General features: G+C 49.2%; 28 protein-coding genes, 1 pseudogene and 1 riboswitch. Of the genes and pseudogenes, 2 read left to right on the top strand and 27 right to left on the bottom strand.

Annotated elements, in window-relative coordinates; all coding sequences use genetic code 11:
* Positions 1-134: 134 nt before the first annotated feature.
* From QMD53_00840 to priA, 11 genes are all read right to left on the bottom strand, one after another.
* Positions 135-428, bottom strand: coding sequence for a transposase (locus QMD53_00840; GenBank protein ID MDI6799225.1), 294 nt, complete (start codon positions 426-428; stop codon positions 135-137).
* A gap of 53 nt (positions 429-481) precedes the next feature.
* Positions 482-850: a phosphomannose isomerase type II C-terminal cupin domain gene (locus QMD53_00835; protein MDI6799224.1), complete on the bottom strand. Its 369-nt coding sequence runs from the start codon at positions 848-850 to the stop codon at positions 482-484.
* Between the two features lie 21 nt (positions 851-871).
* Positions 872-1,336, bottom strand: coding sequence for a 6,7-dimethyl-8-ribityllumazine synthase (gene ribH, locus QMD53_00830; protein MDI6799223.1), 465 nt, complete (start codon positions 1,334-1,336; stop codon positions 872-874).
* A 19-nt stretch (positions 1,337-1,355) separates the two neighbouring features.
* Positions 1,356-2,561 (bottom strand): bifunctional 3,4-dihydroxy-2-butanone-4-phosphate synthase/GTP cyclohydrolase II, encoded by a 1,206-nt coding sequence (locus QMD53_00825; GenBank protein ID MDI6799222.1) that lies wholly within the window; start codon positions 2,559-2,561, stop codon positions 1,356-1,358.
* A 21-nt stretch (positions 2,562-2,582) separates the two neighbouring features.
* Positions 2,583-3,176: a riboflavin synthase gene (locus QMD53_00820; protein ID MDI6799221.1), complete on the bottom strand. Its 594-nt coding sequence runs from the start codon at positions 3,174-3,176 to the stop codon at positions 2,583-2,585.
* The gene (gene ribD, locus QMD53_00815) at positions 3,161-4,270 is read right to left on the bottom strand and encodes a bifunctional diaminohydroxyphosphoribosylaminopyrimidine deaminase/5-amino-6-(5-phosphoribosylamino)uracil reductase RibD (protein ID MDI6799220.1); all 1,110 of its coding nucleotides are present in this window, start codon (positions 4,268-4,270) and stop codon (positions 3,161-3,163) included. Before ribD ends, QMD53_00820 begins: the two co-directional genes overlap by 16 nt.
* Before the next feature lie 50 nt (positions 4,271-4,320).
* Positions 4,321-4,457: riboswitch (FMN riboswitch) on the bottom strand.
* A 42-nt stretch (positions 4,458-4,499) separates the two neighbouring features.
* A complete protein-coding gene (gene rpe / locus QMD53_00810; GenBank protein MDI6799219.1) occupies positions 4,500-5,165 on the bottom strand; it encodes a ribulose-phosphate 3-epimerase in 666 nt (221 codons plus the stop codon).
* Between the two features lie 68 nt (positions 5,166-5,233).
* Complete coding sequence (gene rsmB, locus QMD53_00805) at positions 5,234-6,565, bottom strand: 16S rRNA (cytosine(967)-C(5))-methyltransferase RsmB (protein MDI6799218.1); 1,332 nt, start codon at positions 6,563-6,565, stop codon at positions 5,234-5,236.
* A gap of 5 nt (positions 6,566-6,570) precedes the next feature.
* On the bottom strand, positions 6,571-7,503 hold the full coding sequence (gene fmt / locus QMD53_00800; GenBank protein MDI6799217.1) for a methionyl-tRNA formyltransferase: 933 nt from the start codon (positions 7,501-7,503) through the stop codon (positions 6,571-6,573).
* Positions 7,504-7,514: 11 nt separating this feature from the next.
* Complete coding sequence (gene def / locus QMD53_00795) at positions 7,515-8,006, bottom strand: peptide deformylase (protein MDI6799216.1); 492 nt, start codon at positions 8,004-8,006, stop codon at positions 7,515-7,517.
* An 18-nt stretch (positions 8,007-8,024) separates the two neighbouring features.
* Positions 8,025-10,463 (bottom strand): primosomal protein N', encoded by a 2,439-nt coding sequence (priA, locus tag QMD53_00790; protein ID MDI6799215.1) that lies wholly within the window; start codon positions 10,461-10,463, stop codon positions 8,025-8,027.
* Between the two features lie 780 nt (positions 10,464-11,243).
* Between priA and QMD53_00785 the strand changes: the two are divergent.
* Both QMD53_00785 and QMD53_00780 read left to right on the top strand, forming a co-directional pair.
* Positions 11,244-11,450 (top strand): annotated as a pseudogene (locus QMD53_00785) (septal ring lytic transglycosylase RlpA family protein).
* A 26-nt stretch (positions 11,451-11,476) separates the two neighbouring features.
* The gene (locus QMD53_00780; protein ID MDI6799214.1) at positions 11,477-12,784 is read left to right on the top strand and encodes an amidohydrolase; all 1,308 of its coding nucleotides are present in this window, start codon (positions 11,477-11,479) and stop codon (positions 12,782-12,784) included.
* Here QMD53_00780 and QMD53_00775 read toward each other — a convergent pair.
* From QMD53_00775 to ftsY, 16 genes are all read right to left on the bottom strand, one after another.
* Complete coding sequence (locus QMD53_00775; GenBank protein MDI6799213.1) at positions 12,765-13,556, bottom strand: S-methyl-5'-thioinosine phosphorylase; 792 nt, start codon at positions 13,554-13,556, stop codon at positions 12,765-12,767. The two genes, QMD53_00780 and QMD53_00775, sit on opposite strands and share 20 nt — an antisense overlap.
* A gap of 14 nt (positions 13,557-13,570) precedes the next feature.
* Positions 13,571-13,954 carry a hypothetical protein gene (locus QMD53_00770; GenBank protein MDI6799212.1) on the bottom strand — a complete coding sequence of 128 codons (384 nt, stop codon included), beginning with the start codon at positions 13,952-13,954 and terminating at the stop codon, positions 13,571-13,573.
* A 72-nt stretch (positions 13,955-14,026) separates the two neighbouring features.
* A complete protein-coding gene (metK, locus tag QMD53_00765) occupies positions 14,027-15,214 on the bottom strand; it encodes a methionine adenosyltransferase (protein ID MDI6799211.1) in 1,188 nt (395 codons plus the stop codon).
* 139 nt (positions 15,215-15,353) lie between these two features.
* Positions 15,354-16,133, bottom strand: a complete 780-nt coding sequence (gene whiG / locus QMD53_00760; protein ID MDI6799210.1) for an RNA polymerase sigma factor WhiG — start codon at positions 16,131-16,133, stop codon at positions 15,354-15,356.
* A gap of 15 nt (positions 16,134-16,148) precedes the next feature.
* Entirely contained in the window at positions 16,149-17,033 is an 885-nt protein-coding gene (xerC, locus tag QMD53_00755; protein ID MDI6799209.1) for a tyrosine recombinase XerC, read from the bottom strand.
* A gap of 7 nt (positions 17,034-17,040) precedes the next feature.
* The gene (gene dprA, locus QMD53_00750; GenBank protein ID MDI6799208.1) at positions 17,041-18,114 is read right to left on the bottom strand and encodes a DNA-processing protein DprA; all 1,074 of its coding nucleotides are present in this window, start codon (positions 18,112-18,114) and stop codon (positions 17,041-17,043) included.
* A gap of 15 nt (positions 18,115-18,129) precedes the next feature.
* Positions 18,130-19,662: a YifB family Mg chelatase-like AAA ATPase gene (locus QMD53_00745; GenBank protein MDI6799207.1), complete on the bottom strand. Its 1,533-nt coding sequence runs from the start codon at positions 19,660-19,662 to the stop codon at positions 18,130-18,132.
* 8 nt (positions 19,663-19,670) lie between these two features.
* Complete coding sequence (locus QMD53_00740) at positions 19,671-19,985, bottom strand: YraN family protein (protein ID MDI6799206.1); 315 nt, start codon at positions 19,983-19,985, stop codon at positions 19,671-19,673.
* 26 nt (positions 19,986-20,011) lie between these two features.
* On the bottom strand, positions 20,012-20,656 hold the full coding sequence (locus QMD53_00735; protein MDI6799205.1) for a ribonuclease HII: 645 nt from the start codon (positions 20,654-20,656) through the stop codon (positions 20,012-20,014).
* Between the two features lie 151 nt (positions 20,657-20,807).
* On the bottom strand, positions 20,808-21,155 hold the full coding sequence (rplS, locus tag QMD53_00730) for a 50S ribosomal protein L19 (protein ID MDI6799204.1): 348 nt from the start codon (positions 21,153-21,155) through the stop codon (positions 20,808-20,810).
* Between the two features lie 67 nt (positions 21,156-21,222).
* Positions 21,223-21,966 (bottom strand): tRNA (guanosine(37)-N1)-methyltransferase TrmD, encoded by a 744-nt coding sequence (trmD, locus tag QMD53_00725; GenBank protein MDI6799203.1) that lies wholly within the window; start codon positions 21,964-21,966, stop codon positions 21,223-21,225.
* Between the two features lie 5 nt (positions 21,967-21,971).
* Positions 21,972-22,484 carry a ribosome maturation factor RimM gene (rimM, locus tag QMD53_00720; protein ID MDI6799202.1) on the bottom strand — a complete coding sequence of 171 codons (513 nt, stop codon included), beginning with the start codon at positions 22,482-22,484 and terminating at the stop codon, positions 21,972-21,974.
* 22 nt (positions 22,485-22,506) lie between these two features.
* Positions 22,507-22,737: a KH domain-containing protein gene (locus QMD53_00715; protein ID MDI6799201.1), complete on the bottom strand. Its 231-nt coding sequence runs from the start codon at positions 22,735-22,737 to the stop codon at positions 22,507-22,509.
* 20 nt (positions 22,738-22,757) lie between these two features.
* A complete protein-coding gene (rpsP, locus tag QMD53_00710; GenBank protein MDI6799200.1) occupies positions 22,758-23,018 on the bottom strand; it encodes a 30S ribosomal protein S16 in 261 nt (86 codons plus the stop codon).
* Between the two features lie 14 nt (positions 23,019-23,032).
* A complete protein-coding gene (ffh, locus tag QMD53_00705) occupies positions 23,033-24,376 on the bottom strand; it encodes a signal recognition particle protein (GenBank protein MDI6799199.1) in 1,344 nt (447 codons plus the stop codon).
* A gap of 77 nt (positions 24,377-24,453) precedes the next feature.
* Positions 24,454-25,308 (bottom strand): signal recognition particle-docking protein FtsY, encoded by an 855-nt coding sequence (gene ftsY, locus QMD53_00700; protein ID MDI6799198.1) that lies wholly within the window; start codon positions 25,306-25,308, stop codon positions 24,454-24,456.
* Positions 25,309-25,368 lie beyond the last annotated feature (60 nt).

Here is a 25,368-nt window from a genome sequence, read left to right as displayed (position 1 = left end):
CATAAGTCCATAACCAGCCTACCTGATGGTATTCTTATCCTCCAAGCATGGTAGCCCGCACGCGACACACCAAGAATGCGGGCTCTGGCGGGAGATCGGATAGTGTGTCTTCTCTTCGTCGATCAGCCTAAATCTCATCTCTTTTGATCGGTCTCCCGGGCGAAGAAAAGCGCGGCCTTCTTGAGAATCTCTTTTTCCTCCTTCAAAAGCTTATTTTCTCGCTTAAGGCGCTTCAGCTCATCGCGCTCCTCACTCGTTAGGCCGATCGCCTTTCCCTCATCTATCTCGGCTTGGCGGAACCAGTGTCTAAGGGCACTTACCGAGACCCCGATCTCAGCCGCTGCCGCTCTAAGCGATCGTCCACTCATCCTGTGAAGTCGTACCGCTTCGGCGCGAAACTCCGGCGGGTATGGTTTACCCTTCATCATGTTGACTCTCCTTTCCGATACAGAACCAATCTATTCTGTATCAACTTAGGGTGTCAACTAAAGCGGGTCAACTCCAGTTCCATCTCCTCCAATTTGCGTCCGTAATCGTCTGCAAGACGGTGAGTATCATCCTCATTAGTATAACCAAAAGCGATCTCTAAGACCCTGGCCTTGTCGGCTTGTGATATGATCCTGTGCTTTTCTTCGGCCGGTATCACAAATTCATCGCCCGGTTTTGTCTCATAGATCTTATCTCCAATCTGGACGCTTATGCCATCGTCTAGAATCACCCACATATCATCCCTCAGGTTGTGGAAATGAAGGCTCGTCTCTTGACCGCTATTTAGGGTAATTATCTTGACCGAACAGGTCTGGTTGAGGGCCAGTTGTTTATAGTTGCCCCACGGTTTATTCTCAAGCATGATCACACATCCTTAAATTATTTACTTTATCTCTCTCATCAAGTTGGCCATCTCGATGGCGGAAAGTGCGGCCTGCCAACCCTTGTTGCCCGACTTAATGCCCGATCGATCGATCGCTTGATCGGTATCATCCGAAGTTATGACGCCAAATATGGTTGGGGTGCCGGAGCTTAGACCGGCAAGGGCCACCCCTTTGGCCGTCTCTGCGGCCACGAAATCGAAGTGTGGCGTATCCCCCCTTATTATAACGCCCAAACAGATGACCGCATCATATTTGCCGCTTTCAGCAAATTGCTTGGCGATGAGCGGTATTTCAAACGAGCCCGGCGTCCAGGCGACTTCGATGTCCGATTCGCTCGCGTCGTGTCTGCTCAGCGCATCCAGCGCCCCCTCTAAAAGGCGCTTACTCAAAAAATCGTTGAACCTGCTGACAACGATCGCAAACTTAAAACCTTTGGCAACCAGTTTTCCTTGATACTCTTTCATACCCTTCCTCCCTATAGTCTTATGTATTGTCGAGCATATGATTCAATTTCTCCCGCTTCGTCCTCAAATACCTAAGATTCTGCTCAGTCGGTGGAATCTGGAGTGGAACCCTTTCGGTAATCTTCAGACCATAACCCTTAAGACCGATTATCTTAGTCGGATTATTGGTTATTAGCCTAATCGTTTCTAGACCTAAGTCCACCAGGACCTGTGCTCCGATCCCATAATCTCGAAGATCGGCCGGAAAGCCCAGCCTCTCATTGGCCTCTACCGTGTCGTCTCCCTCTTCTTGCAACTCATAAGCTTTAAGCTTATTGATTAGACCGAGTCCCCTGCCCTCTTGTCCGATTATGTAAAGAAGGACTCCCAAGCCCTCTTCGTCGATCATCCTTAGAGCGATGTCAAGCTGTGAGCCGCAATCGCAACGCAGCGACTTGAAGATATCTCCGGTCAAGCATTCAGAGTGGACCCTAACCAGCACGTCCTTTTTGCCCGATACTTCGCCCCTCACCATCGCTATATGACATTCGTTATCGATGAGACTCTCATAAGCCATCGCCTTGAAATCGCCGAATTTTGTAGGCAGATTGATCTGGGCGACTTTTTGGACCACTTTTTCGGTCTGGCGACGGTAGCGGATTAGATCGGCGATGGTTATCATCTTGAGACCGAATCTTTCGGCCACCCTTTCGAGCTCGGGGACTCTGGCCATGCTGCCATCCTCGTTCATTATTTCGCATATTACCCCAGCCGGAAATAGGCCAGAAAGTCTTGCTAAATCCACTGCCGCCTCGGTGTGTCCGGCCCTGGTCAAGACGCCCCCCTCGTTAGCCCGTAGGGGAAAGACGTGACCCGGCATAGAGATATCTGTGGGCTTGGTGGTCGGATCGACCAGAGCTAGGACTGTTTCCGCCCTATCCCTTGCCGAAATGCCCGTAGTTATCCTATGTTTTGCTCCGATGGATACCGCAAAGGCGGTCTCGTTTCTGCTGGTATTATCCTTGACCATGACGGGAATCATCAACTCATCGAGCCGTCTGCCTTCACAAGGCAGACAGATCAGACCTCGACCGTTTGTGGCCATGAAGTTGATCGCCTCAGGCGTAACCATCTCGGCGGCCATTATCAGGTCTCCCTCGTTCTCCCTGTTCTCGTCATCGCAGACGATGACCATCTTGCCCTTCTTGATATCCTCGATAGCCTCTCTTATTCTGTTGAACGGCATCAGCGGCACTCCTTTGTCAAATTATTTCAGACCCAAGTTCTGCTTTAAAATATGCTTACCCAGCATGTCGGTTTCGATATTTACCCGATCGCCGCGCCTCCTCTTACCCAAGGTCGTCGATTTTAGGGTATGGGGGATGATTGAGACTGAAAATTTTTCGCTCCAAATATCCTTTATAGTCAGACTTATTCCGTCGATGGCAACTGAGCCTTTAGATATCAGGCTTAAGATGACTGGTTTTTTGGCGGATATCTCATATATGTGGGCAATGCCATCTCTTTTGATCGCCTCTATCCTGCCGATCGAGTCGACGTGGCCGCTGACGAGGTGGCCTCCAAGTCTATCTTTAAGACGCATCGCCCTCTCCAGATTTACGAAATCGCCCACTCTTAAGTCGTTGATATTGGTTGAATTGAGTGTTTCTGCCATAACGTCCGCTTTAAAATAACTCTTATCCAGCGATTTTACCGTCAAACAGACTCCATCCACCGATATCGAGTCGCCAAGCTTAACATCACTCAATATCTTGTCTGCTTTAATCATTAGTTCGAGTCCCTTGGACGATCTGTTGATTCGCTTTACCCTTCCGATCTCTTCAATTAGCCCCGTAAACATTTCGCCTCCGCCCGCAAGGGGTACGCTTCGATCATGATGTCTTCGCCGAACATCTTCACATTTTTAAATCTCATATCGAAGAAGAGGCCCTTATCTTCGATGAATTGTAACGACTTCTCTCCCCCGATGATCCTTGGAGAAATGAAGAATACTGCCTTATCGATCAGCCCGTCTTTCAAGAATGCGGCATGAGTTTTGGCTCCGCCCTCGATGATGACGCTGCTAATGCCCCTGTAAGCAAGGTTTGAAGTTAAGTTATAAAGATCAAATTGACCTCCGTCATGAGGACACCTGATGATCTTTACGCCCATTCGTTCAATCTCGTCTGCCGTCCTTTTTTTGGCAGCCTCGGAGATAACGAGCATTGTCTCCACCTCGTTTGCCGTTTTGACCAGGTTTGAGCCCAAAGGGATCCTTGCCATCGGGTCCATGACGATCCTGATGGGACTTCGCCCCCCTCCCTTGAAAAATCTTGTCGTCAAGAGGGGATCATCTTTTAGAACCGTATTGATCCCAACCAGAATTGCATCATACTCCCTCCTGAGTCGATGTGACTCATTTTGGGAAAGTTGACCGGTGATCGTCTCCGGTTCACCATTTTTTGATGTTATTTTACCGTCTAAACTCATGGCCACCTTCATCAGTAGAAACGGCCGCTTGGCCCAAATATATTTAAAAAAGGTCTCGTTTAAGTAGGCAGCCTCCTCCTTTAGCGGACCGAGCGCCACCTCTATGCCGGCCCCCTTAAGCTCTCTTATTCCCTCTCCTGAGACTTTCGGATTTGGGTCGATGATTGCAACGACTACCCTTGCAATGCCCGATTCTATTATCGCTTTTGTGCAAGGAGGGGTCTTGCCTTGAAAAGAGCAGGGCTCAAGGGTTACAAAGAGGGTCGCTCCCTTCAGGCTTCCTTGCGCACCCTTGAGCGCCGCTATCTCAGCATGATCGCCCCCGAAAGCGGCGTGAAAGCCCGCTCCAATAACGGTGCCGTCTTTGACTATTAGGGCCCCAACCATAGGATTTGGGCTGACCAAACCCGCTCCCCTTTTTGCCAAATCTAGAGCCATCGCCATATACTTCTCGTCATCGACCATATGCAAACTCCCAAAAAAAGAAAAGCCAAGGAAGAAGCCTTGGCTTTATTGCTCAACTTCTCCCATCCAGACTATACTGTCGGCTCCGGAATTAAACCGGATCAACTCCTCTCGGAGGTCGCGGGCTCTACCGCCGGTCGGGATTTCTTGGGACTCTCACCCAAGTCACCCTGCCCTGAAGCTTTATTAATTTTTTTGATTATAACAATATTGCTGCTTAAATACAAACCTAATTATCTATGACTGCCTTTAACTCGCGAATGGACCTGGCCGGATCGCCCCCACTAAAGACCGCCGAACCGGCAACCAGAATGTCGCAGCCTACCCCATAAATATCTGCGATATTTGACTTCTTTACGCCGCCATCAACCTCAATTTTTATATCGAGGCCGGTCTCATCGATCCACCTCCTAAGAAGTTCTATCTTGCTTAGCATTGTGGGGATAAAGTCCTGACCGCCAAATCCTGGGTTGACGGTCATTATTAGAACGAAGTCAAGCTCTGTAAGTATGTTTTCCAGGCTGGCTATCGGGGTTGCCGGGTTTATTGCAATGCCCGCTTTTGCGTGGCCAAACGTCTTTATTTTCTGAATCGATCTATGAAGATGGATTGCCCCTTCAACATGAACAGACAACATATCGGCGCCTGCTTTTATGAATTCGTCCATGAAAAGATCTGGGTTCTCTATCATCAGATGGACATCTATCGGCAACGAGGTCACCCTCCTTACCGCCTCGACCACAATCGGTCCGATGGTTATATTTGGAACGAAATGACCGTCCATCACGTCGACATGTATTATATCAGCCCCACCCTCCTCAGCTAGCTCTATCTCACGCCCTAGATTGGAGAAATCGGCCGAGAGTATTGAGGGGGCTATCAGATATCGTCTCATGGTCTCCTTCCATCTGAAATGACGATTAAATTTTAACACTGGGCCAGGCTGCGTACAAACACTTAAACTCAATTCTTGATTAGGCTTGCAATGAACATGCCATCTAAATCGTGTTTGTGGGGAAGAAATTGAACGGTCTTGTCGCCCGCAAATATCTTGGTATCAGGTCTTTTCGACAAGTCTTCCAGATAAAAATCTGGATTTCTTTGCAAAAATTTTGAGATTAAGTCGCCGGTCTCGGCCTTAGAAATGGTGCAGACCGAATAGACTATCCTTGATCCCCTTTTTGCAAGTTTCGAGGCTTGAACTAAGAGGTCAAATTGAAGTTTTGCAAGCCGCTTGATATCTTGTGGCTCTCTTTGCCATCTAGCATCCGGTCTTCTTGCAAGAACGCCAAGGCCTGAACAGGGAGCGTCTAAGAGTACCCGATCAAACTTGGCTTTAAGCAGAGAGGCCGCTTTGGTGGCATCCATCACCCTCGTCTCAACGCTCTTTAATGAGAGCCTTAAAAGCACCCCTTTCAAATTTTCGAGCCGCTTTTCATTAAGATCTAGCGCCAGGATATGACCATTATCGCCCATCATCTCGGCCAAATGCGTGGTCTTACCCCCTTGGCCGGCACAGAGATCAAGCACCTCATCTCCCGCTTTCGGAGCAAGAATGGAAGTTACTATCATCGAACTTTCGTCCTGAATCGTGAATAAGCCCTCTTTAAAATCGTCAAGAGCGGCAACATTTGGGCCGCTTAGGATGATGAGGCCTTCTTTGACAAGTCGGCTCTCTTGGCTAGACACGCCTGCCTTTGCCAATCTTTGAATCAAAGAGCTCCTGGTGGTTTTGAGAAGGTTCACTCTGACCTTGACCTTTGGCCTTTGATTGTTCGCCTCCAAAAGAGCCTCGGTCTCACTTACGCCCAACTCGGCCATCCACATCTCAACCAGCCACCTTGGGTGCGAATGCTTCACGGAAAGATATTTTACGACATCATTGGCCCTGTCCGGCAACTTGATGTTCTCCTTGCCCCTTGCGAGGGAGCGCAAAACGGCATTCGCATAAGATGCGACACCTTGATGAAACTCCTCCTTAGTGAGCTTGACTGACTCGTCGACGGCCGCTGAAGGAGGTATTTTATCGAGATAAAGGAGTTGGTAGGCTCCGAGCCTTAAGATGTCCAAAAACCCCTTAGGTAAGGAGTCTATCTCTCGGTTGGAGAAACTTTGAATCGCCCAGTCAAGGCTAGTCCTTCTCCTTAAAACGCCATAGACCAACTCGGTCACAAGCGACCTATCGACATCATTGAGTCCGCTTTCATCCAAGATCCGACCCAGATAGATATTAGCAAACAGGCCCTCTTCCTCAATGCGTCTTAGGGTAAATAAGGCTAGCTTGCGGGCGGTCATTTTTTTCAAGTAAGCTTCTCGCCCTCTTTGATCGATTGGCCGCGAATAAAATCTTCGAAACTCATCTTCTTCTTTCCTTCGAGTTGGACCAGGATCGGTCTTATCGAGCCCCTCTTGCATGAGATCAAGGGGGATGATTCTTTGCCAAAAAACATTATTTTGCCTGGTATTTTTATATCTGGCTCAAGAAGAGCCTCAGCATTCCAGAACTTTATTCTTCTCCCCCTAAACTCGGCGTATGCTCCAGGAGAGGGGCTAAGCGCATTTATGAGATTGGCTACATCGTTTGCTCGCCTATTCCAATCGATCCTCGCCTCGTCTTTAGTTATCTTGAGAGCCAGAGAGGCCAGCTCATTATCTTGGGCGCGGGGTTCCAGATCCCCCCTCTCAAGCCCCTCGATGGTCTTCATTAGAGCGCCAGCCCCGATGACCGACAGCCTTTTTGAAAGACTTCCCGCCGTCTCATTGGGCTCGATTGCCGTCCTTACTTGCGTCAGAATCTCTCCCGTGTCTAAGCCCTCATCCATCAGCATGGTGGTTACCCCGGTCTCACTTAAGCCCTTCATTACGGCCCGCTGTATGGGGGCGGCCCCACGAAGCTCTGGAAGGAGAGAGCCATGAACGTTTACACAGCCGAAAGGTGGTAGGGCCAGAAGCCAAACTGGTATCAACTGACCGAAAGCTACAACGACTACTAGATCTGGTTTTAGGTCGACGATTTTTGCCTTGAAGATCTCATCGGAAAGGATCTCAGGTTGTAGGATTGCTAGCCCCTTCTCAAGGGCAAACGTTTTAACCGAAGAAGGAAGAGAAACGCCTCCCCGTCCCTTTGGACGGTCGGGGTTGGTCACAACGGCGATAATCTTATGGTCTGATTCGAATAAAGCCTTCAGTGAGGGTAGTGCGAAATCTGGTGTACCCATGAAGATGATGTTCAAGTTGAGTCCACCTAATCTTTCCGGTCGGCATTGCTTAGCTCATCCAAGGCTCTTTTTCTATTTTCCCGATCGGTACGAGCAAGGATCACGTTTCCGTCAAGATGATCCATCTCATGCTGAAATACCCTAGCTAAGAGCTCTTTTGCAACCAACCTTACAGGCTGACCATCAAGATCTATGGCTTTTAGGGTTACCTCTTTCGCTCGTTTGACCGGAACCGTTACGCCTGGAACGCTCAGACACCCTTCTTCCTCTTCCACTGCACCTTTAGTCTTGACTAGCTCGGGATTAATGAAGACCAATGGACCTTCGCCTACGTCGCAGACAAAGACCCTGGCAAGGGAACCTACTTGGTTTGCCGCAAGACCGATGCCTGGAACATCATACATGGTCTCGAGCATGTTTTTGATCAGGTTTTTGATCTTGCCATCGATCTTTTCGATCTCTCTTGCCCGCTCGGTCAATACCGGGTCGCCATATTTTCTGATCTTCAATATAGCCATTTATTCACAACCTCTTAGCTAAAGCATCCAGACGGAGTCCACGTCCACCGTTATTTTAACATCAACAAAAGCCGCTTGAGAATTGAGCCGTATATAATCCCCTTTCAACCGGGGCAGTACCATTTCCAGCTCAGAGGTTTTGACCATCGAATGCCAGCGATGCATCCCGCCGATCTTGGATATTGGGGCTGGGACGGGCCCAAGCAGTTCAAATTTTAGGCCATCTTTTTTGGCTACGTTTAGATTATCGGAAAAGATCTTAGCGGCATCAATCACGGATGTTTCGCACTTGCTTGAAAAAATTATGTTCACAATTTCGGTAAAGGGAGGGTAGTTCATCTCCCTCCTCACCCCTAGCTCCCGCTTATAGAAGCCTTCGTAATCACTCTCTTTTATCGCTCTAATGGCAAAAGAATCAGGTGAAAACGTCTGGATGATCACCTTGCTGGCCAGGTCGCTCCTGCCGGCTCGGCCGCTTATCTGCATAAGCAACTGGAAAGTTCTCTCTTCGGAGCGAAAATCTGGAAGATGGAGAGATGTGTCGGCATTGATTACACCCACCAGAGCCACGTCGGGAAAATCGAGCCCCTTGGCTATCATCTGCGTCCCCAAAAGGATAGCCCCCTTGGATTCCTTGAACTTTATCAGCCGATCTCGGTGGGCTCCTCTGCTCCTTGTGGTATCCCTATCCATTCTGACGATCTCGACGCCGGCAAAGAACCTTTTTATCTCCTCCTCCACCCTTTCGGTGCCGAATGAGTAGAAGCCCATCCTGCTTCCGCCGCAATCTGGACACGTATCCTTTGGACGCGTCCTAAATCCACAATGATGACACATCAGAAGACGATTTTTTTGGTGATAGACCATGGAGACCTCGCAGTTCTTGCATTTAAAGACGTAGCCGCAGCTCTTGCAGAGAATGAAACCGAAATAGCCGCGTCTGTTTAAAAATAGGATTACCTTCTTATCCTCTTCTAGGGCCGCCCTTGCGGCATCTATGAGCTCGAGGCTAAGGATTATTCCCCGGTTATCCTCCCCCGTGTTGCGCAGATCGACTATTTCCACCTTGGGCAGGGGATGATCTAAGACCCGTTTCGTAAGCCTTAGGAGCTCAAATTCGCCCTTCTCGGCCCGGAATCTCGATTCGATGCTTGGAGTTGCGCTCCCTAAGATTAGAAGGGCGCCGGAGAGCTGCGCCCTCTGCTCAGCGACCCAAACCCCGTGATAACGAGGGGTTGAATTTTGTTTATATGCCGGCTCATGCTCTTCATCTACTATTATGAGTCCCACATCTTTCAGGGGAGCAAATAGGGCCGAACGTGCCCCAAGGACGATCCTATGGTTGCCGTTTTTGATCATCTCCCATTGATCGAATCTTTCGGCGTCGCTCAAGGCGCTGTGCAAGATGGCCACCTCGCCCTTGAACCTAGTCTGAAAGCGATGGGCTATCTGGGGCGTCAAGCTTATCTCCGGAACGAGGATGATTACGCTCTTGCCCCGCCTTAGGGCCTCCTCTGTGGCCCTTAAGTAAATTTCGGTCTTGCCGCTTGCCGTTACCCCATAAAGCAGTTTGACTGCAAAAGTTCCGGCAGCAAGGGAGTTTTTTACGGAGGCAATGGCAGTCGATTGCTCTTCGGTTAGAGAGTCGTGGGTGATGACCTCTTCCGGAAAAGTGAGATCGAGATCCGGCCTCCTGATAACCTTTGTCATATTTATAAGACCTTTTTTGGAAAGGGCAGAAAGCGTAGATCTTGAGGTCTTAGCCTCATCGAGAAGTATTTTGGTCGCGAGCCTCCCCTTTTTGCTAAGTATCGATAGTATCCTCTCCTGTTTCGGGGATGACCTCTCAAGCTCTTTGGAGAGAATCCTAGCCTCTTCTACAGAGATTGAGATATCGACCAATTCGACCATCTTTACGGGTGATTTCGGCTTAACAAGAACTTGCACAACTTTTAAGAATCCGCGCTTCTTTAAGACGGTTAAGACCCCCTCATCCAAGCTATCGAGCAAATTCTCAATCCGGCCGCCCTCGTAGACTGCCTTGGCGAGGAGTAAAAACGCCTCCCTCTCCAAGTCTGTTAGAATGGAATGATCGGCATCTTCTGCCAGCTCAACCCTCTTTATCAATTTGATTTTGCGCCCCGGAGGATAAGCAAGCCTTAAGCAGTCGCTCAAGGGGGCTATATAACGCCTTGATATCAGGGAACAGAGTTCGACCATTCTATCGTCGAAGATGGGATCATGGTCGACGATATCGGATATCTCGAGCAGCTTCATGTTGACCCCCTCTGCTCGGTAGAGGCCGACAACCATTCCGAGTCGGTTCTTCTTGCTGAAGGGGACCAAAACGGTCAACCCTACAGCCATTTCTCTTTCCATATTGACCGGGACGAGATAGTCGAATGGCTTATCTAGAGAGGAGGTCGAGATGTCTACAACCACTTGTGCGATCATCATTTTAATCACCCTTGAACTGGTCTTAAATCACAGAACCTTAAGCTTCGCCTCCAAAATGATACCACCTATGTTATAATTTTTGCGAAAATGATTAATCAGAGCCAGCCCGATAAGATGAAAGACTCCCCGGCCAGACCGATAAAGATAAATAACCACATCAAAATGGTTATTTATCTCATGCTTCTCTTCGCCACCCTTAATCTGCCAATGCTTGTTGCCGCCGCCCCGGCCGTAACCGACAACTCACTAAACAGAAAGCGGATTGACCTGGCTAAGACCATCGCCGAATTAAACAATGCCAACGATAAGCTGAACTATTATCAGTCCAAGGTCAACCGGAATAAAGCCAAGCTGAAAGAGGCCGAGACAAAACTGGGAAACTCGATGGAGAACTTAAATGAGCGGGTAGTTGAACTATATAAGCAGGATGTCTTCTTGCTAGCCTTCTTCCTCTTCGATAGCGAAGACATTCACGAGCTGACCTATTACCTCTTTGCTCTCGAGCGGGGATCTCAAAGAGACGCCGATATCATCTCCACCCTTCAGGAGACACAGCTTGAGGTGGAGAAAGAGCTAAAGGATATGGAGGATTCTCTCCGTAGCCAGCAGACGATAATCTCAAGAGTCAACGAGACCAAGCGGTCGATAGAAAGGGAGATCGGTAAGGAAGAAGCGACCTTGCTCCCTAAGGTCAATAACCCAAATAATAATTCTACAATCCCTCTTACGGGAACCGAATTCGAAAGAGGTTGGGCCAGTTGGTATGATCTTATTCGAGGCAACACCGCCGCTCATAAGACCCTGCCCAAAGGCACTTACGTCCGTGTGACCAATCTAATGAACGGCAAGCAGGTGACCGTCAAAATAATTGATCGCGGTCCTTATGTCAAGGGACGCGTAATCGACCTGTCCAAGGTAGCTTTCACTCAAATCTTTCCAACCAGCCGGGGACTCTGTTACGTCAGCCTGGAAAACCTCGGAAAGTAAGGCGCCTTTTGAAGAAAACTATAGACTTGATCATCAAAAATTCATACGTGGTGACCGTTGATTCCAAATTTTCGACTTTTGTCGATGGCGGGATCGCCGTGGATCAGGGCAGGATAGTTGCCGTCTCAACAAGCCAAGAGATTGATGGTGCCTACTCGGCGGGCCGGATAATCGACGCCAAAGGGCTGGTTGCAATGCCCGGATTGGTAAATGCCCATACCCATGCAGCCATGGTATTTTTAAGGGGTCTTGCCGACGATCTTCCGCTCAAGGAGTGGCTCGAAAATCACATCTGGCCAGCCGAGGCCAAGTTCGTCAGTCCGGCCTTTATCGAGGCGGCTACCAGGCTCGCTCTCTACGAGATGGTCAGAAGCGGCACCACTCTATTTTGCGATATGTATTTCTTGCCTGAGCATTCAATAGAGGCGATCTCAAAATTTAGGCTTAAGGCAATGCTCGGCGTTCCACTTCTCGATTTTCCAACGCCGGTCAGCAAGTCGCCCAAGGAGGGTTTTGACCGGACCAGAAAGCTGATCGAACTCTTAAAGGGAGATGATAAGATCGAGGTGGCAATATCACCTCACTCACTTTATACCTGTTCCGAAGGCGTCTTGAGGGAGGCGGCAGAGCTCGCTAAGGAGTACGATAAACCCATCCAGATTCACCTCTCTGAGGAGAAGTGGGAGAGCGAAAAGATTTTTGCAGAAAAGAACATGAGCCCCGTATCTTACTTAAATAGCCTCGGCGTCCTAGGCAAAAAGACCATTGCCGCCCACGTAAATTGGCTTTTTGATGGAGACATTGAAATCCTGAAGGAGACCGGAGTCGGAATCGCCCACAATCCTCAGAGTAATATGAAGCTTGCAACTGGAATTTGTCCGGTGCCCGACCTCATTAATGCCAAAATCAAGATCGGTCTAGGTACAGATGGAGCTGCCAGCAACAACGATCTGGATGTCTTTGGTGAGATGGAGACGGCTGCAAGGCTACATAAGATATCAAGAAATGATCCGACAGCGGTCAGCGCCAAAGAGGCGCTCTACATGGCAACCTTGGGTGGAGCTGAGGTCTTGAGCCTTGCAGATAAGCTTGGTTCCCTGGAGGCCGGCAAAAGGGCCGACATAATCCTGGTAGACACTGATAAGCCTCACATGCAGCCGATATACGATATCCATTCTCAGCTTGTCTACTCGGCCAAGGGATCGGACGTCAAAACGGTAATGGTCGATGGAGAGATCGTCTACGAAGACTATCAACTCTTAGTCGACGACCACGAGGAAGTGCTAAGCCAGGCTAAAAGTTTTGCAAAAATGATCAGACAGCCCGCATCTTAGAGCCACTCAAAGCTTTCCTGCAATCGCAGTCGTTTATCCCCTCCACCTTTTCGACGGTCTTTAGAAGCAGCCCCAAAAGATGCTCAATGGAGGCGGCCATTGCGCTTGATACCTCACTTGATGATGGGCTATCCATTGAAATACCAGCCGCCATGTTCGTGACGACTGCCACGGTCGCATAGCAAATCTCGGCCTCTCGGGCCAGAGCAACTTCAGGATAATTTGTCATCCCGACCAGATCGCCGCCCAAAACCTTAAATCCATTAATCTCTGCCACCGTCTCAAAGCGAGGTCCCTCGGTACATATGTAGGTGGCTTTTGGATGAATTGTGACGCCCAACTCCTTTGCGGTTGTGAGCATAAGCCCTCTAAGTGATGGACAATAGGGGTGGCTAAGATCGATGTGAACGGCGGATCCCTCCCGATTGAAGAAGCTCTCTTCCCTGTTTTTGGTAAAATCAATAAACTGATCGAGTAGGACGAAATCGCCCACTTCCATCTCAAGATTTAGGCTGCCCGAGGCGGCGGTCGCAAGAACGGCTTCGACGCCGAGCAACTTGAAGGCCATGATGTTGGCTTTATAATTTATCAAGTGGGGTGGCGTGTCGTGGTGACGGCCATGTCTTGGTATGAATATGACCTCCCTATCAGCATGACGCCCCATGGCATATAAGACCTTGCCATGGGGCGTCACCAGATTATCATCCTTAAGGCCATCTAGGCCTGGTATATCATACAGACCGCTTCCGCCAATTATTCCAAATCTCTTCATCATCTTCCTTTAGATTAACTGTCCAGCTCAAGCATGAGCTGCTGAGCCTCAAAGAGGGACTTTCTATACTTGTCCTTAGCCTTCGGCGACGACTTTGACTTAAGCTTTGTCGTTTTTTCGATCTCTTTTAGCTTGCCTGCATTCTTCAAAACAAAGTTAGAGAGATCTTCGAGCCCGTCGAATTGGCGCAGTCTATACCTCTTCAACCTGCCGTCCAATTCCGATTCGATGATCCCTATCTCTTCCAAGAACTTGAGCTCGGTCCAGACCGCCTTATGGTCCAGGCCGGTCGCCCGCTGAATCAGCCTTCCATAATACCCGGTTTCGGGATGCGCAAAGATAGTCTCGAGGAGTTTCGATCTGGCCTTCGAGCCAAAGACCTCTTCATAAATTTTCACCTTAAGCCTCCTATCCCGTTAAGCTAAATATAGATAGATGACAAATATACGTCAAGGCTTATAGAGGTCGACTTAAATGCCTGCCTCTTTTTTGATCTTTTCGACCATATCCGTTCGTTCCCAGGTAAAGTCGGCATCTTCCCGTCCGAAATGACCGTAAGCAGCCGTCTTCTTATAGATTGGTCTTCTAAGGTCAAGCTTATCAATTATTGCCGCGGGTCGTAGGTCGAAGCAGGTCTCCACGATCCTTTCGACCTTAGCGGGATCTATCTTTTCTGTACCGAAGCATTCGACCATTATTGATACCGGACAGGCGACACCAATGGCGTATGCGAATTGAACCTCGCACCTATCGGCCAGTCCGGCAGCCACAACGTTTTTTGCCACGTATCTCGCAGCATAATGGGCCGACCGATCGACTTTGGTCGGGTCCTTGCCCGAGAAGCAACCGCCACCGGTCCTGGCCGCTCCCCCGTAGGTGTCAACGATTATCTTACGCCCCGTAAGACCGGTGTCGGCCAAGGGCCCGCCCCGCACGAATTTACCGGTCGGATTTACCAGGATGTTGACCTTCTTGTAGTCGATGAGGTGGAGTGGAATTATGGGCTTGATCACATGCTCGATTAGATCGGGGGTCATGGTTTTCTTTATGTCTACGTCCTCTTTGTGTTGGGCCGAGATGACAATCGTCTCGACTCTAACCGGTTTGTCGCCCTCGTATTCCAAAGTGACCTGCGTCTTACCATCCGGCCTGAGATAAGGAATAATCCTCTCTTTTCTGACTCTGGCCACCTCTTTAGCCAAGCCATGCGCCAACATGATCGGCATAGGCATTAGAACGTCGGTCTCGGTGCAGGCATATCCGACCATCATGCCTTGGTCGCCGGCTCCCATTGCTGCATACTCATCCTCCTTATTTGCCCCGCACCGGCTCTCTAGAGCTCTATCCACTCCCTGAGCTATATCTGGAGACTGTGGATCGATCGATGTCAAAACGCCGCAAGTATCGCCGTCGAAGCCATATTTTGCCCTGGTGTATCCGATATCCCTTATCGTTTTTCTGACTATCTCTGGTATCTCAACATAGGTGCTGGTGGTTATCTCTCCGCCAATTATGGCAAGACCGGTCACCAAAAAGACCTCACAGGCCACCCTGGCCATCGGATCCTTTATCAGCATTGAATCGAGTATGGCGTCGGAGATTTGATCGGCCACCTTGTCGGGGTGACCTTCCGTCACAGACTCGGAAGTAAAGAGCATCTTCTTCTTTTTCAAATCTTTTCCCTCCCTTAGCCCTTAAGCGGGCATGAAAAATCTTTCTTGAACGATTAATCGGCATACTTTGCCACAAACTTCTCCCATGATGGCAAACTTCAAGTTCTTGGGGCAGGTCTTTAGATTATAGCAATGAGAGAGAATCCTTGGCGTGCGCTTTGAGGCGCAAGACCGCCTTGGTGTGAAGCTGAGATACCCTTGACTCTGTCACCCCGAGTACCTGGCCTATCTCTTTTAAGGTCAGCCCCTCATAGTAGTAAAGGGCGATTATCATCTTCTCCCTCTTGGGTAGATCCTCTATTTTCTTGGCCAGAGTCCTTTTGACCTCTTCTACTTCGAACTCTTTGAGAGGTTCTGGTCCGTGTGTATCCTTGATGGTATCGATCAGGCTTACCTGATCATCCTTGCCCCCACCCGTGTGCCAGAACTCCTCTAAGGCGACCGTCGTCGTATAGCTCAATTGATTGTATAGAGCATGGAGTTCTTCGATCGAGATCTCTAGTTTTTCAGCAAGCTCTGCGTCGGTCGGAGCCCGTTTATACTTCGCTTCCAGTTCGACGTAGGATCGCTCGAGTTCGCGCTCCTTCCTTCTGACCGACCTTGGAACCCAATCGATCGACCTAAGTTCATCGATTATGGCCCCTCTAATTCTCGATATAGCGTAGGTCTCAAATTTTATATTCTTTGAGGTATCGAACTTATCTATGGCATCGATCAGGCCGAACATGCCGTAACTGACAAGGTCGCCCCGCTCGATATTGTTTGGAAGGCCGGCCGAGATTCGGCCGGCCACGTATTTTACCAGGGGTGCGTAGTTTAATATCAGCTCATCCCGCACTACCCTTCTCTTTTCCCTGGCATAATCCTTCCAAAGCCTCGCCGCTAAGGCGTCTTTATCATCCAATTTTGCTCCTTTTGATCAAGCCCGGGGATGAGCTCTGGAGTAGATCTCCTTCAGCTTTGCTTTACTTAGTTGAGTATAGATTTGGGTCGAGGATAAATCAACGTGGCCCAATAGTTCTTGGATGGACCTAAGGTCTGCCCCGGCTTCCAAGAGATGGGTCGCAAAGGCATGCCGCAAGACGTGGGGGGTTATATCCATCTCGATCCCAAGCCGATCGATATATTTTTTGACCATCCTTCTAACCGACCCGTCGGTGAGTCGCCCACCACGCGCATTTAAAAAGAGAGCGTCGGTATCGCTCTCCAAAAGGCGTTTTCTCGCCGTTTCTACGTATACTCTTAACTTCCTCAGAGCCTCGGGATGTAAGGGCAATATCCGTTCCTTTGAACCCTTACCAAGTACCCTTATCTCCTGCGCAGACTGATCGACATCGGAAAGATTGAGACCAACGGCTTCTGAAACCCGGATTCCGCTCCCATAGATGATTTCAAGCAAGGCGCCATCACGAATTCCAAGATCATCCTTGCTGTCGGGGGCTGAGAGCAGCTTATTTACCAGGTCTAAGCTAAGACTCTTGGGAAGGCGTCTTTCTATCTTTGGAAAGGAGAGCAAGGTAGCCGGGTTAGCGCAAAGCAGCGACTCCTTTTGGAGATAAGAGAAGAATGAGCGTATCGAAGTAAGCTTTCTTGAAATGCTTCGTCGGGTATAGCCCAGGGTGTTAAGGTATGAGAGGTAGCTCCTTAAGTCTCTGTAGGCTATTACTTCGGGAGAATCATGTCCGGCCCTTTGAGCAAATGAAGCAAATTGATGAAGATCGGAGCGATAGGCCTTTATGGTATGCTTCGACATATTCCGCTCGATGGCTAAATACTTCAAAAAAACCTCTATCTCTCTCTCCATGTCTTCCTCATGTTATCCTTAAATAATTTTTGCCCATATCTTGCTTGAGGTGGCCCATTATCTCAAGTTTGGTCAGGAGGGCCGCGATATCGGAGGTACTTAGCCCGAGTTTCACAGTTATCTCATCGATGTGCCTAGGTTCGTATCCAACGAAATCTAGAACCTCCCTTTCAAGGGGGGCAAGCTCTGCATCGACCCTTTCCTTTTTTACCGGGATGAGCCCCAACGCTTCGATTATATCGGCTCCGCTTTCGACCAAGCAAGCACCTGCCTTAAGAAGGTTGTGTGGTCCCCGGCTGAGCTTGCTCTTGACGTTTCCTGGGACCGCAAAGACCTCCCTATTCTGCTCCAGAGCGTAATCGACTGTCAAAAGGGCTCCGCTCTTCTCCGTGGCTTCGACGACCACCACCGCCTGCGCAAGACCGCTTATTATCCTGTTTCTAGCCGGAAAGTTCCACTTAAGGGGCGGGGTGTTGTAGAGATATTCCGATATCAGACTGCCCTCTTCTGCTATCAAAGAGTAGAGATTCTTGTTTTCTGGTGGGTATATGACGTCATGTCCCGAGCCTAGAACACCGATCGTTTTTCCCTCGCCCTTTAAGGCGCCCGCGTGCGCGGCCGAGTCGATCCCCCTGGCAACTCCGCTTATTACGGTGATGCCACAGTTGGAAAGCTCCTCGGCAATCTCTTGGGCCACGCTCCTTCCGTACGGACTCGCCCCCCTTGCCCCGACCACCGATACGGCGACCCGATAATCTTTGATGAGATCGCCTCTGTAGAATAAGAGCAGTGGAGGATCAAAAATCCTTCTGAGCGAATCGGGATATTCTGGATCGTCCAAACTCATCACGGAGATCTTCCGGTCAGCCAGTCGCTTTAGAAGCTCATCTAAATCCAAGTCGTCGCGGGATTTTAACGCCTCCTTGGCCAGCCCTACATCGAAACCGGGCATCTTAATGTAATCGTCGAGCGTGCCGTGCCAAGCTGCTTTGGCGCTTCTGAAGTGATCCACAACCCTGTTAAGCCTGTTATTTAGGGTCGGTATGGACTTCAGGCCCAGAATATATCTCTTCTCATCCATGAGATCCTGATCCTCTCAATAGGTCTGGGCCAAACTAGTGCAACGATATTGGCAGGCCTCAGCCAAGTGTTCCACATCGATCATCTCCGCCCCGACTAGATCGGCAATGCTCCTACTGACTTTGAGAACTTTATCAAAGCCGCGACCACTCAAGCCAAGCTTATCGATGGCTCCCTCCAAGAAGCTTGAGGCCTCTTTTGTCAATTTGCAAAATCTCTTTATCTGTCTCGAGTTTAAATCGGCATTTGAGGAGAGGCCTTGTCCGTCAAAGCGATTTCTCTGAATCGTTCGGGCCGCTTCTACTCTTGCCCGAATATCAGCAGATGGTTCGCCGAGCCCCTCGCTAACCAGGTCTTCTCTTGTTAGGCGAGGGACATCTATCTGGATATCAATCCTATCTAAGATGGGCCCTGAGATGCGTCCGCGATATTGCTGGATCGATGATAAACTGCAACTACACTCTTTGTTTCTATCGCCAAGGTAGCCGCATCGACAAGGGTTCATGGCGGCAATCAGCATGAAGTTAGAGGGAAAGGTTAGGGTTGAGGCTGCCCTAGATATGGTGACCAAGCCCTCCTCTAAGGGTTGTCTCAACACCTCCATGACGCTTTTTGGGAACTCGGGAAATTCATCCAAAAAGAGAACCCCGTTGTGGCTTAGACTTATTTCGCCCGGCCGGGGAAATTGTCCTCCCCCAACGAGTCCTGCCATCGAGATGGTATGATGCGGGGAGCGAAGCGGTCTCTCCTCTACCAGAGAGCTCTTGGAAGGAAGAAGATTTGCAATGCTATATATCTTGGTCGTCTCTATCGATTCATCAAAGGTCATGGTGGGAAGGATGGTCGGTATCCGTTTTGCGAGCATGGTCTTTCCGGAGCCGGGCGGACCGACCATAAGGACGTTGTGACCGCCCGAGACGGCCACCTCTATGGCCCTTTTAGCGTGCTCTTGACCCTTGATATCTGAGAAGTCGAGTCGATCTTGACTTTCATGTGCCGGCCGCCTCTTGCTGACAAAGTGATGGGGGTTTATCGTAAGACGCTTGGCGAAGAAGTCAACAACTTGAGCGAGTGAAGACGCGGGTATGATCTCAAGGCCGCCTATCAGCGCGGCCTCATCGGAGTTCTCCTTCGGTACGATAAGACCCTTTAATCCCCTAGCTTTAGCCGAAATAGCCATGGACAAGACTCCGCTGACCGGTCTTAAATCGCCGTTTAGCGAGAGCTCCCCCAGAAGAAGATATTCTCCAATCTCACTTGCTAAGAGCTGCTTGCTGGCCACCAGTATGGCGACCGCAATCGGAAGATCGAAAGAGGGCCCTTCCTTCTTGGAATCGGCTGGAGCAAGATTGACGGTTATTCGTTTCAAGGGAAATTCGTATTCGGAGTTTATGATGGAGAGTTTTACCCTCTCCCTCGACTCTTGAATGGCCGCATCGGGCAGGCCGACAATTGTGAAAGCGGGCAGACCGTTTATCAGGTCCGCCTCGACTTCGACCAGACTGGCTTCCATTCCATATAGGGCCGAGCTGTAGATCCTAGCAACCAAAGTCTCTCCTAAAAAGCGTTCTTGATATGTTCGATGGTGGTCTTTTCTGGACCGATCAGGATCGATATTACGTCAAAGCGAACGCCGTTAAAGCATAGATCCTTCTGAAGCAAAAAGGCTTCGGCTAGTCGCCGAATCTTCTTCTGTTTGGCAGCATTTACCGCTTCAAAGGGCTTGCCAAATTGCATATTCAACCTGGTTTTGACCTCAACAAAGACGAGACACTCCCCGTCCTTGGCTATGATGTCGATTTCACCGATGGAGAGCTTATAGTTTCTTTTTAATATCTCATAGCCTTTTCTCTTCAATAACTTATTAGCCAATTCTTCGCCTTCTGGGCCAAGGGAATTCAATCTACCCGCCGCCCCATTATTTTCTTTTGCGCCATTGAGACGGGTGAAAAAGAGAACCTATGAATCTCCTTTAAGGGGCCGTACCTGTTCAATTTGTCGAGATGATCCTTTGTGCAGTAACCCTTATGCCGATCGAACCCGTATTCTGGATGACGATCGTGAAGGTCCAACATAATCTGATCCCTCTCAACCTTGGCAAGTATTGAGGCTGCAGCGATGGAGACCGATTTTGAGTCTCCTCGCTTTAGTGTAAGAAATGGTTTTTCGACTCCTCTTGGCTCATAGCCATCGATCAAACAATAATCGGGCTCTATGTGAAGGCCTGTTAAAGCCAAGGAGAGGGCATCAAGATTGGCTAGGTGGACGCCCGCCTCATCTATCCGATTCTTCGACACCCTAACGATGGCGTATGAGATGGCGCTCTTTTTAATCTGCTCAGAGAGGTTAAGACGAATCTTGGAAGACAGAACCTTGCTATCGTTTAGACCTAAGATGGGTGGATCTTTTGCAAGGATTACGGCCGCGGCAACCAAGGGCCCAGCGAGCGCTCCTCGTCCGGCCTCATCTGCCCCGGCAACATGAAAAAAACCGGCTTCATAAAGTTTGTGCTCAAACTCATAGGTCGGATCGCTTCGGCTCAAAAACCTCCCTCCACGCCAAGAAGAAACAGTCTTTGAATATGAGTGGATATAAATACAAGAAATTCCACCTTTCGATGGAATTCCTTGTATTTTAGTTTATCAATTATTTCTGTATTGACAATATATTCTTTAAGTTTTGTTGGATTATATCCTATCTCTTCTTTTCGCGGAGCTTTGCCTTCTTACCAACACGATCTCGAAGGAAATAGAGTTTCGAGCGCCGTGCGTGCCCGCTAGAGACCACTTCTACCTTGACAATCTTGGGAGAATTGATGGGAAAGGTCTTCTCGACGCCGACTCCAAATGAGATTTTTCTAACGGTGAAGGTCTCGGTTGCGCCGCCCCCTTGACGACGAATAACGATCCCTTTGAAAACCTGAATTCTCTCTTTGCTTCCCTCGATGATCTTGATGTGGACGTTGACGGTATCACCGATCTTTATTTCGGGAAGATCGCTCCTCATCTCTTCCCTCTCGATCATCTCTATTATGTTTTTCATGAACTGCTTACCCCCTTCAGATAACAAGAAGAAATTATAACACAGAGATTACAATTTGAGCAGGAATTTAATTATCTTTCTCAAATTTTTCTAAAAGTCGTTTATCCTCATCGCTCAGAGTGAGCCTTGAGAAGAGATCTGGTCTTTTCTGCTCGGTTACCTTGAGCATCATCGCCCTCCTCCAGAGGCGGATCTTTTCGTGATCCCCGCTCAAGAGTACGTCTGGAACCTTGAGTCCTCTGAAATCATATGGCCTGGTATATTGGGGATACTCAAGTAGCCCAGGGGAGAATGACTCCTCAAGAAGCGACTCTTCGTCGCCAAGGACACCGGGCAGAAGCCTAACAACGGCGTCGGCAAAGAGCATCGCCGGATATTCAGCGCCCGAGACCACATAGTCGCCCATCGATATATCCCGGTCAATTAGGGTCTCTTTGACTCTCTCGTCTACGCCCTCATACCTGCAGCAGAGAAGGACTAAGTGCTTTTCTTTGGCCATATCGTAGGCCATATTCTGGTCGAAGCGTTCACCTTGAGGAGAGAATGCGATGACCTTGGCCCGTCCTTCTTTCGCCCCTCCCTTTTTTTTCAAGTACTCAACCGCATTGAAAAAGGGCTCAGCCTTCATAACCATGCCTGGCCCTCCCCCGTAAGGGAGATCGTCAACCTGGCCGTGTTTATCGGAGGTGAAGTCCCTGAGATTGACCAGATTCAGCTCGAGAAGCGATTTCTTCTGGGCTATGGATAAAACGCCGCTTTGGGTGGCCGATTCGAACATTTCGGGAAAGATGGTGACGATATCTATCTTCAATCAGATCACTCCAAAAGTCCGATCGGCGGGTCAATTATTATAAGCCCCGCCTCGACATCTACCCTCTTGACTATCTCTTTAACCGCCGGGATCAGATATTCTTTATCTTTGGATTTGACCACATATATATCGTTAAATGGAGTTGATCGAACTTCGACTACTTCGCCTACCGGGTTCTTGGCCGCATCAATCACCGCAAGCCCGATCAGATCATCGACCCAATACCTATCATCTGGCAGCTCCATCTTAAGATCAGCCGGGATGGAGAGGGTGCTGCCCACCAGCTCTTCGGCAGATCTTCTCTCATCTACCCCACTAAATTTTACGGTAATGAACTTGTTGCCAAACCTTGCGGCTCTGACTTCGAGTCTGCTTTGCTTGAGGGTCGAAGGGGTAAGGATTAGGGATGAACCCTCTGCGAATCGCTCCTTGAAATCCGTCAGGGGGAAGACATTTACCTCCCCCTTTAGACCATGAGCCTTTACAATTTTTCCTACAGCAACCAATGACTCTTCCAAAATAGACCAACCTAAGGCAGTCTCAATCGAGTATCTCGACTATCGCCTTCTTGCCTTCTTTGGTTGCCGATGCCTTAATGATCGTCCTAATGGCTTTGGCAATCCGGCCTTCCTTGCCGATCACCTTGCCTATATCATCGGGGGCGACCTGAAGTTGAAGGATAACTGATTTATCACCGTCTATTTGATTCACCTTAACCGCTTCGGGGTTATCAACCAGAGCTTGAGCCAGAGTTTCTAAAAGTTCCTTCATCTTTCCTCCCGTAAACTCACCTATCTAGTCTCGAATTCGCTGCGGACGCCGCTCACTTCGAGCAGTTTCTCGACAGTATTCGTCGGCTTCGCGCCGTTGCTAAGCCATTTGAAGACCTTCTCTTTGTCGAACTCTATAAAGGATGGGTCGGTTTTCGGATCATACCTTCCGACTATCTCCAAGAATCTCCCGTCCCTTGGCATTCTGGAATCTGCGGCCACTATTCGATAAAACGGCTTTTTCTTGCTGCCGGCCCTAGTCAATCGTATCTTTACAGCCAAGCTTTTTCACCTCCTTAGAAATTGAGATGGGGTAGAATTTTCTTTCCCATTTTAGCACGTGTATTTAGATTTCCAAATTGTTTCATCATCTTCTTTGTATCGTTGAACTGTTTTAAGAGTTGGTTGATATCGCTCGGTCTGGTCCCGCTTCCCTTTGCGATCCTTTGGCGGCGGCTTCCATTTATCAACCTTGGGTTCTCTTTCTCCTCTCTGGTCATTGAGGCTATAATGGCTTCCATCCTCTTGAAATGGGCATCGTCAATCGAAGGGAGACTCTTGGTTTTAAGGCCTGGAATTTTTGGCATCATTGAGAGTATCTGATCGAAGGAGCCCATCTTTCTAATCCCTTGCATTTGTGCCAAAAAGTCGTTTAAGTCGAGTTCATCCTTCTTTATCTTCTCAGCCAGCTTGACAGCATTTTCTGCGTCTAAGCTGGCCTCCACCTTCTCGATGAGGGTCAAGACATCGCCCAGTCCAAGCATCCTTGAAACCAGCCGATCCGGGTGGAATAACTCAAGGCTATCCATCTTTTCGCCCGTGCTGATTAGCTTTATCGGTACGCCCGTTGCCGCTTTTATGGATAGCGCGGCTCCGCCTTTGCTATCGCCATCTAGCTTTGTCAAGAGGAGCCCGGTAAAATCGACCCTCTCTTTGAAGGCGATGGCCATATTGACTGCATCTTGTCCCATCATCGAATCGACGACTAATATCGTCTCATCCGGTTTAAACTCGTCACTTAATGCTTTAAGTTCGTCCATCATCTCCTCGTCGATATGGAGACGGCCTGCCGTATCGACTATGACGACTTCACAAGCTTCGCTGAGCGCCCTCTTTAAGCCTCGACGAACTATCTCAGAAGGACTATCGCTTTCCTTCTCAAAATAGACTAGTGCGCCGATCTTCTGGGCAAGAGCCTCCAGTTGATCTACGGCGGCTGGCCGGTAGACGTCGACTCCAATGAGAAGCGGCTTCTTCCCCAATTTTTTGAAGTGATTAGCCAGCTTAGCCGAGGAGGTGGTCTTTCCGGAGCCCTGAAGTCCGACCATAAAGATTAGGGTCGGCAATTTCGAGGATAAATTAATTTTGGGCGAATCTTTACCAAGAAGACTTATGAGCTCCTCTTTGACGATCTTTATAACCTGCTGGGCAGGGGTTAAACTCTCCATGACCTCAGCGCCGATCGAGCGCTCTCTTATCCTTGCGATCAGCTCTTTGACGGCTTTAAAGTTAGTGTCCGCCTCTAGAAGGGCGATCCTAATCTCTCGAAGAACTTCGTCCACATTCGCCTCGCTCAGGCGACCGTGCCCCTTGAGCTTAGCGAAGATGTTTTGCAATTTGTTTGAAAGGTTGTCGAACATTCTCTTTTCTCCGCAATTTGATCGATTTAAATGGCCAGGTAATATTACAGAAGCGCGCGCCCTCTGTCAATTTAGGACTATATATCCAAAAGGGCGGCCGCAAACTCTTTTGAGTTGAATTCAATCAGATCGACAAGTCCCTCGCCAGATCCAGTGTAGACTATCGGCACCCCAAGCTCGCTTGAAACGGCAACTGCTACTCCACCCTTTGCCGTGCCGTCGATTTTGGTCAAGATTATTCCATCCAGATCGAGCGCCTCGTTGAATATCTTTGCCTGTGCTATCCCATTCTGACCCGTTATGGCATCGATAATCATGAGTACCTTCACCGACTCTTCCCCCATCTCCCTTATGGCTACCCGCTTTATCTTCTTGAGCTCAGCCATGAGATTCTGGTTTGTATGAAGACGGCCAGCCGTATCGATCAGGATAAACCTCTTGCCTCTGGCCTTTGCTGCGTTTATCGCATCAAAGGCGACCGCTGCCGGGTCTCCGCCCGTCTTATGAGCTATTATGTCCACCTTTAAGCGCCTTGCCCACTCTGCAAGCTGCTCTGTGGCGGCCGCCCTAAATGTATCAGCGGCCGCCAAAACTACGCTCTTGCCTTGTTCTTTTAGGAGGTTTGCCAATTTTGCAATCGTTGTAGTCTTGCCGGTGCCGTTTATTCCAACCAAGATTATGGCCTTAGGGTTGTTGCCGTCGAGTAGATCGCCTCGAGTGGTATCCAACATTGATGCTATCTCATCGGCAAGCATCTTCTTTATGGACTCCCCTGTCGACTCCTTATCCTTGAGCACCCGCTCTTTCAGATCATCTAAAATCAGCGAGGCCCGGCCTGCTCCCATGTCCGTTAATATGAGCGCCTCTTCAAGATCTTCCCAGAACTCGATCTCAAGAGGTGACTTTGATAATATCCGGCCAAGTTGTCCCAAAAAGCTGTCTCGGCTTTTCTTTAATCCATCTCTAAATCTATTTAGCAAATTTCTGCTCCA

The sequence above is a fragment of the Actinomycetota bacterium genome (assembly GCA_030017835.1).
Taxonomy (GTDB): Bacteria; Actinomycetota; Aquicultoria; order UBA3085; family Oleimmundimicrobiaceae; genus Yes70-04.
Note: the sequence above shows the minus strand (reverse complement) of the source record. Positions and strands in the feature narration are given on the sequence as shown.

Excerpts from the sequence above, each read along its gene's own strand:
- ribH (MDI6799223.1), bottom strand. The coding sequence starts at position 1,336 with ATGAAAGAGTATCAAGGAAAACTGGTTGCCAAAGGTTTTAAGTTTGCG.
- ffh (MDI6799199.1), bottom strand. The coding sequence starts at position 24,376 with ATGTTCGACAACCTTTCAAACAAATTGCAAAACATCTTCGCTAAGCTC.
- QMD53_00840 (MDI6799225.1), bottom strand. The coding sequence starts at position 428 with ATGATGAAGGGTAAACCATACCCGCCGGAGTTTCGCGCCGAAGCGGTA.
- QMD53_00775 (MDI6799213.1), bottom strand. The coding sequence starts at position 13,556 with ATGAAGAGATTTGGAATAATTGGCGGAAGCGGTCTGTATGATATACCA.
- metK (MDI6799211.1), bottom strand. The coding sequence starts at position 15,214 with ATGCTCTTTACTTCCGAGTCTGTGACGGAAGGTCACCCCGACAAGGTG.
- QMD53_00820 (MDI6799221.1), bottom strand. The coding sequence starts at position 3,176 with ATGTTTACGGGGCTAATTGAAGAGATCGGAAGGGTAAAGCGAATCAAC.
- rplS (MDI6799204.1), bottom strand. The coding sequence starts at position 21,155 with ATGAAAAACATAATAGAGATGATCGAGAGGGAAGAGATGAGGAGCGAT.
- rsmB (MDI6799218.1), bottom strand. The coding sequence starts at position 6,565 with ATGACCGCCCGCAAGCTAGCCTTATTTACCCTAAGACGCATTGAGGAA.
- ribD (MDI6799220.1), bottom strand. The coding sequence starts at position 4,270 with ATGGTCGATGACGAGAAGTATATGGCGATGGCTCTAGATTTGGCAAAA.
- def (MDI6799216.1), bottom strand. The coding sequence starts at position 8,006 with ATGGCTATATTGAAGATCAGAAAATATGGCGACCCGGTATTGACCGAG.
- rpe (MDI6799219.1), bottom strand. The coding sequence starts at position 5,165 with ATGAGACGATATCTGATAGCCCCCTCAATACTCTCGGCCGATTTCTCC.
- xerC (MDI6799209.1), bottom strand. The coding sequence starts at position 17,033 with ATGGAGAGAGAGATAGAGGTTTTTTTGAAGTATTTAGCCATCGAGCGG.
- priA (MDI6799215.1), bottom strand. The coding sequence starts at position 10,463 with ATGATGATCGCACAAGTGGTTGTAGACATCTCGACCTCCTCTCTAGAT.
- QMD53_00835 (MDI6799224.1), bottom strand. The coding sequence starts at position 850 with ATGCTTGAGAATAAACCGTGGGGCAACTATAAACAACTGGCCCTCAAC.
- QMD53_00825 (MDI6799222.1), bottom strand. The coding sequence starts at position 2,561 with ATGCCGTTCAACAGAATAAGAGAGGCTATCGAGGATATCAAGAAGGGC.
- dprA (MDI6799208.1), bottom strand. The coding sequence starts at position 18,114 with ATGGATGAGAAGAGATATATTCTGGGCCTGAAGTCCATACCGACCCTA.
- QMD53_00715 (MDI6799201.1), bottom strand. The coding sequence starts at position 22,737 with ATGAAGGAACTTTTAGAAACTCTGGCTCAAGCTCTGGTTGATAACCCC.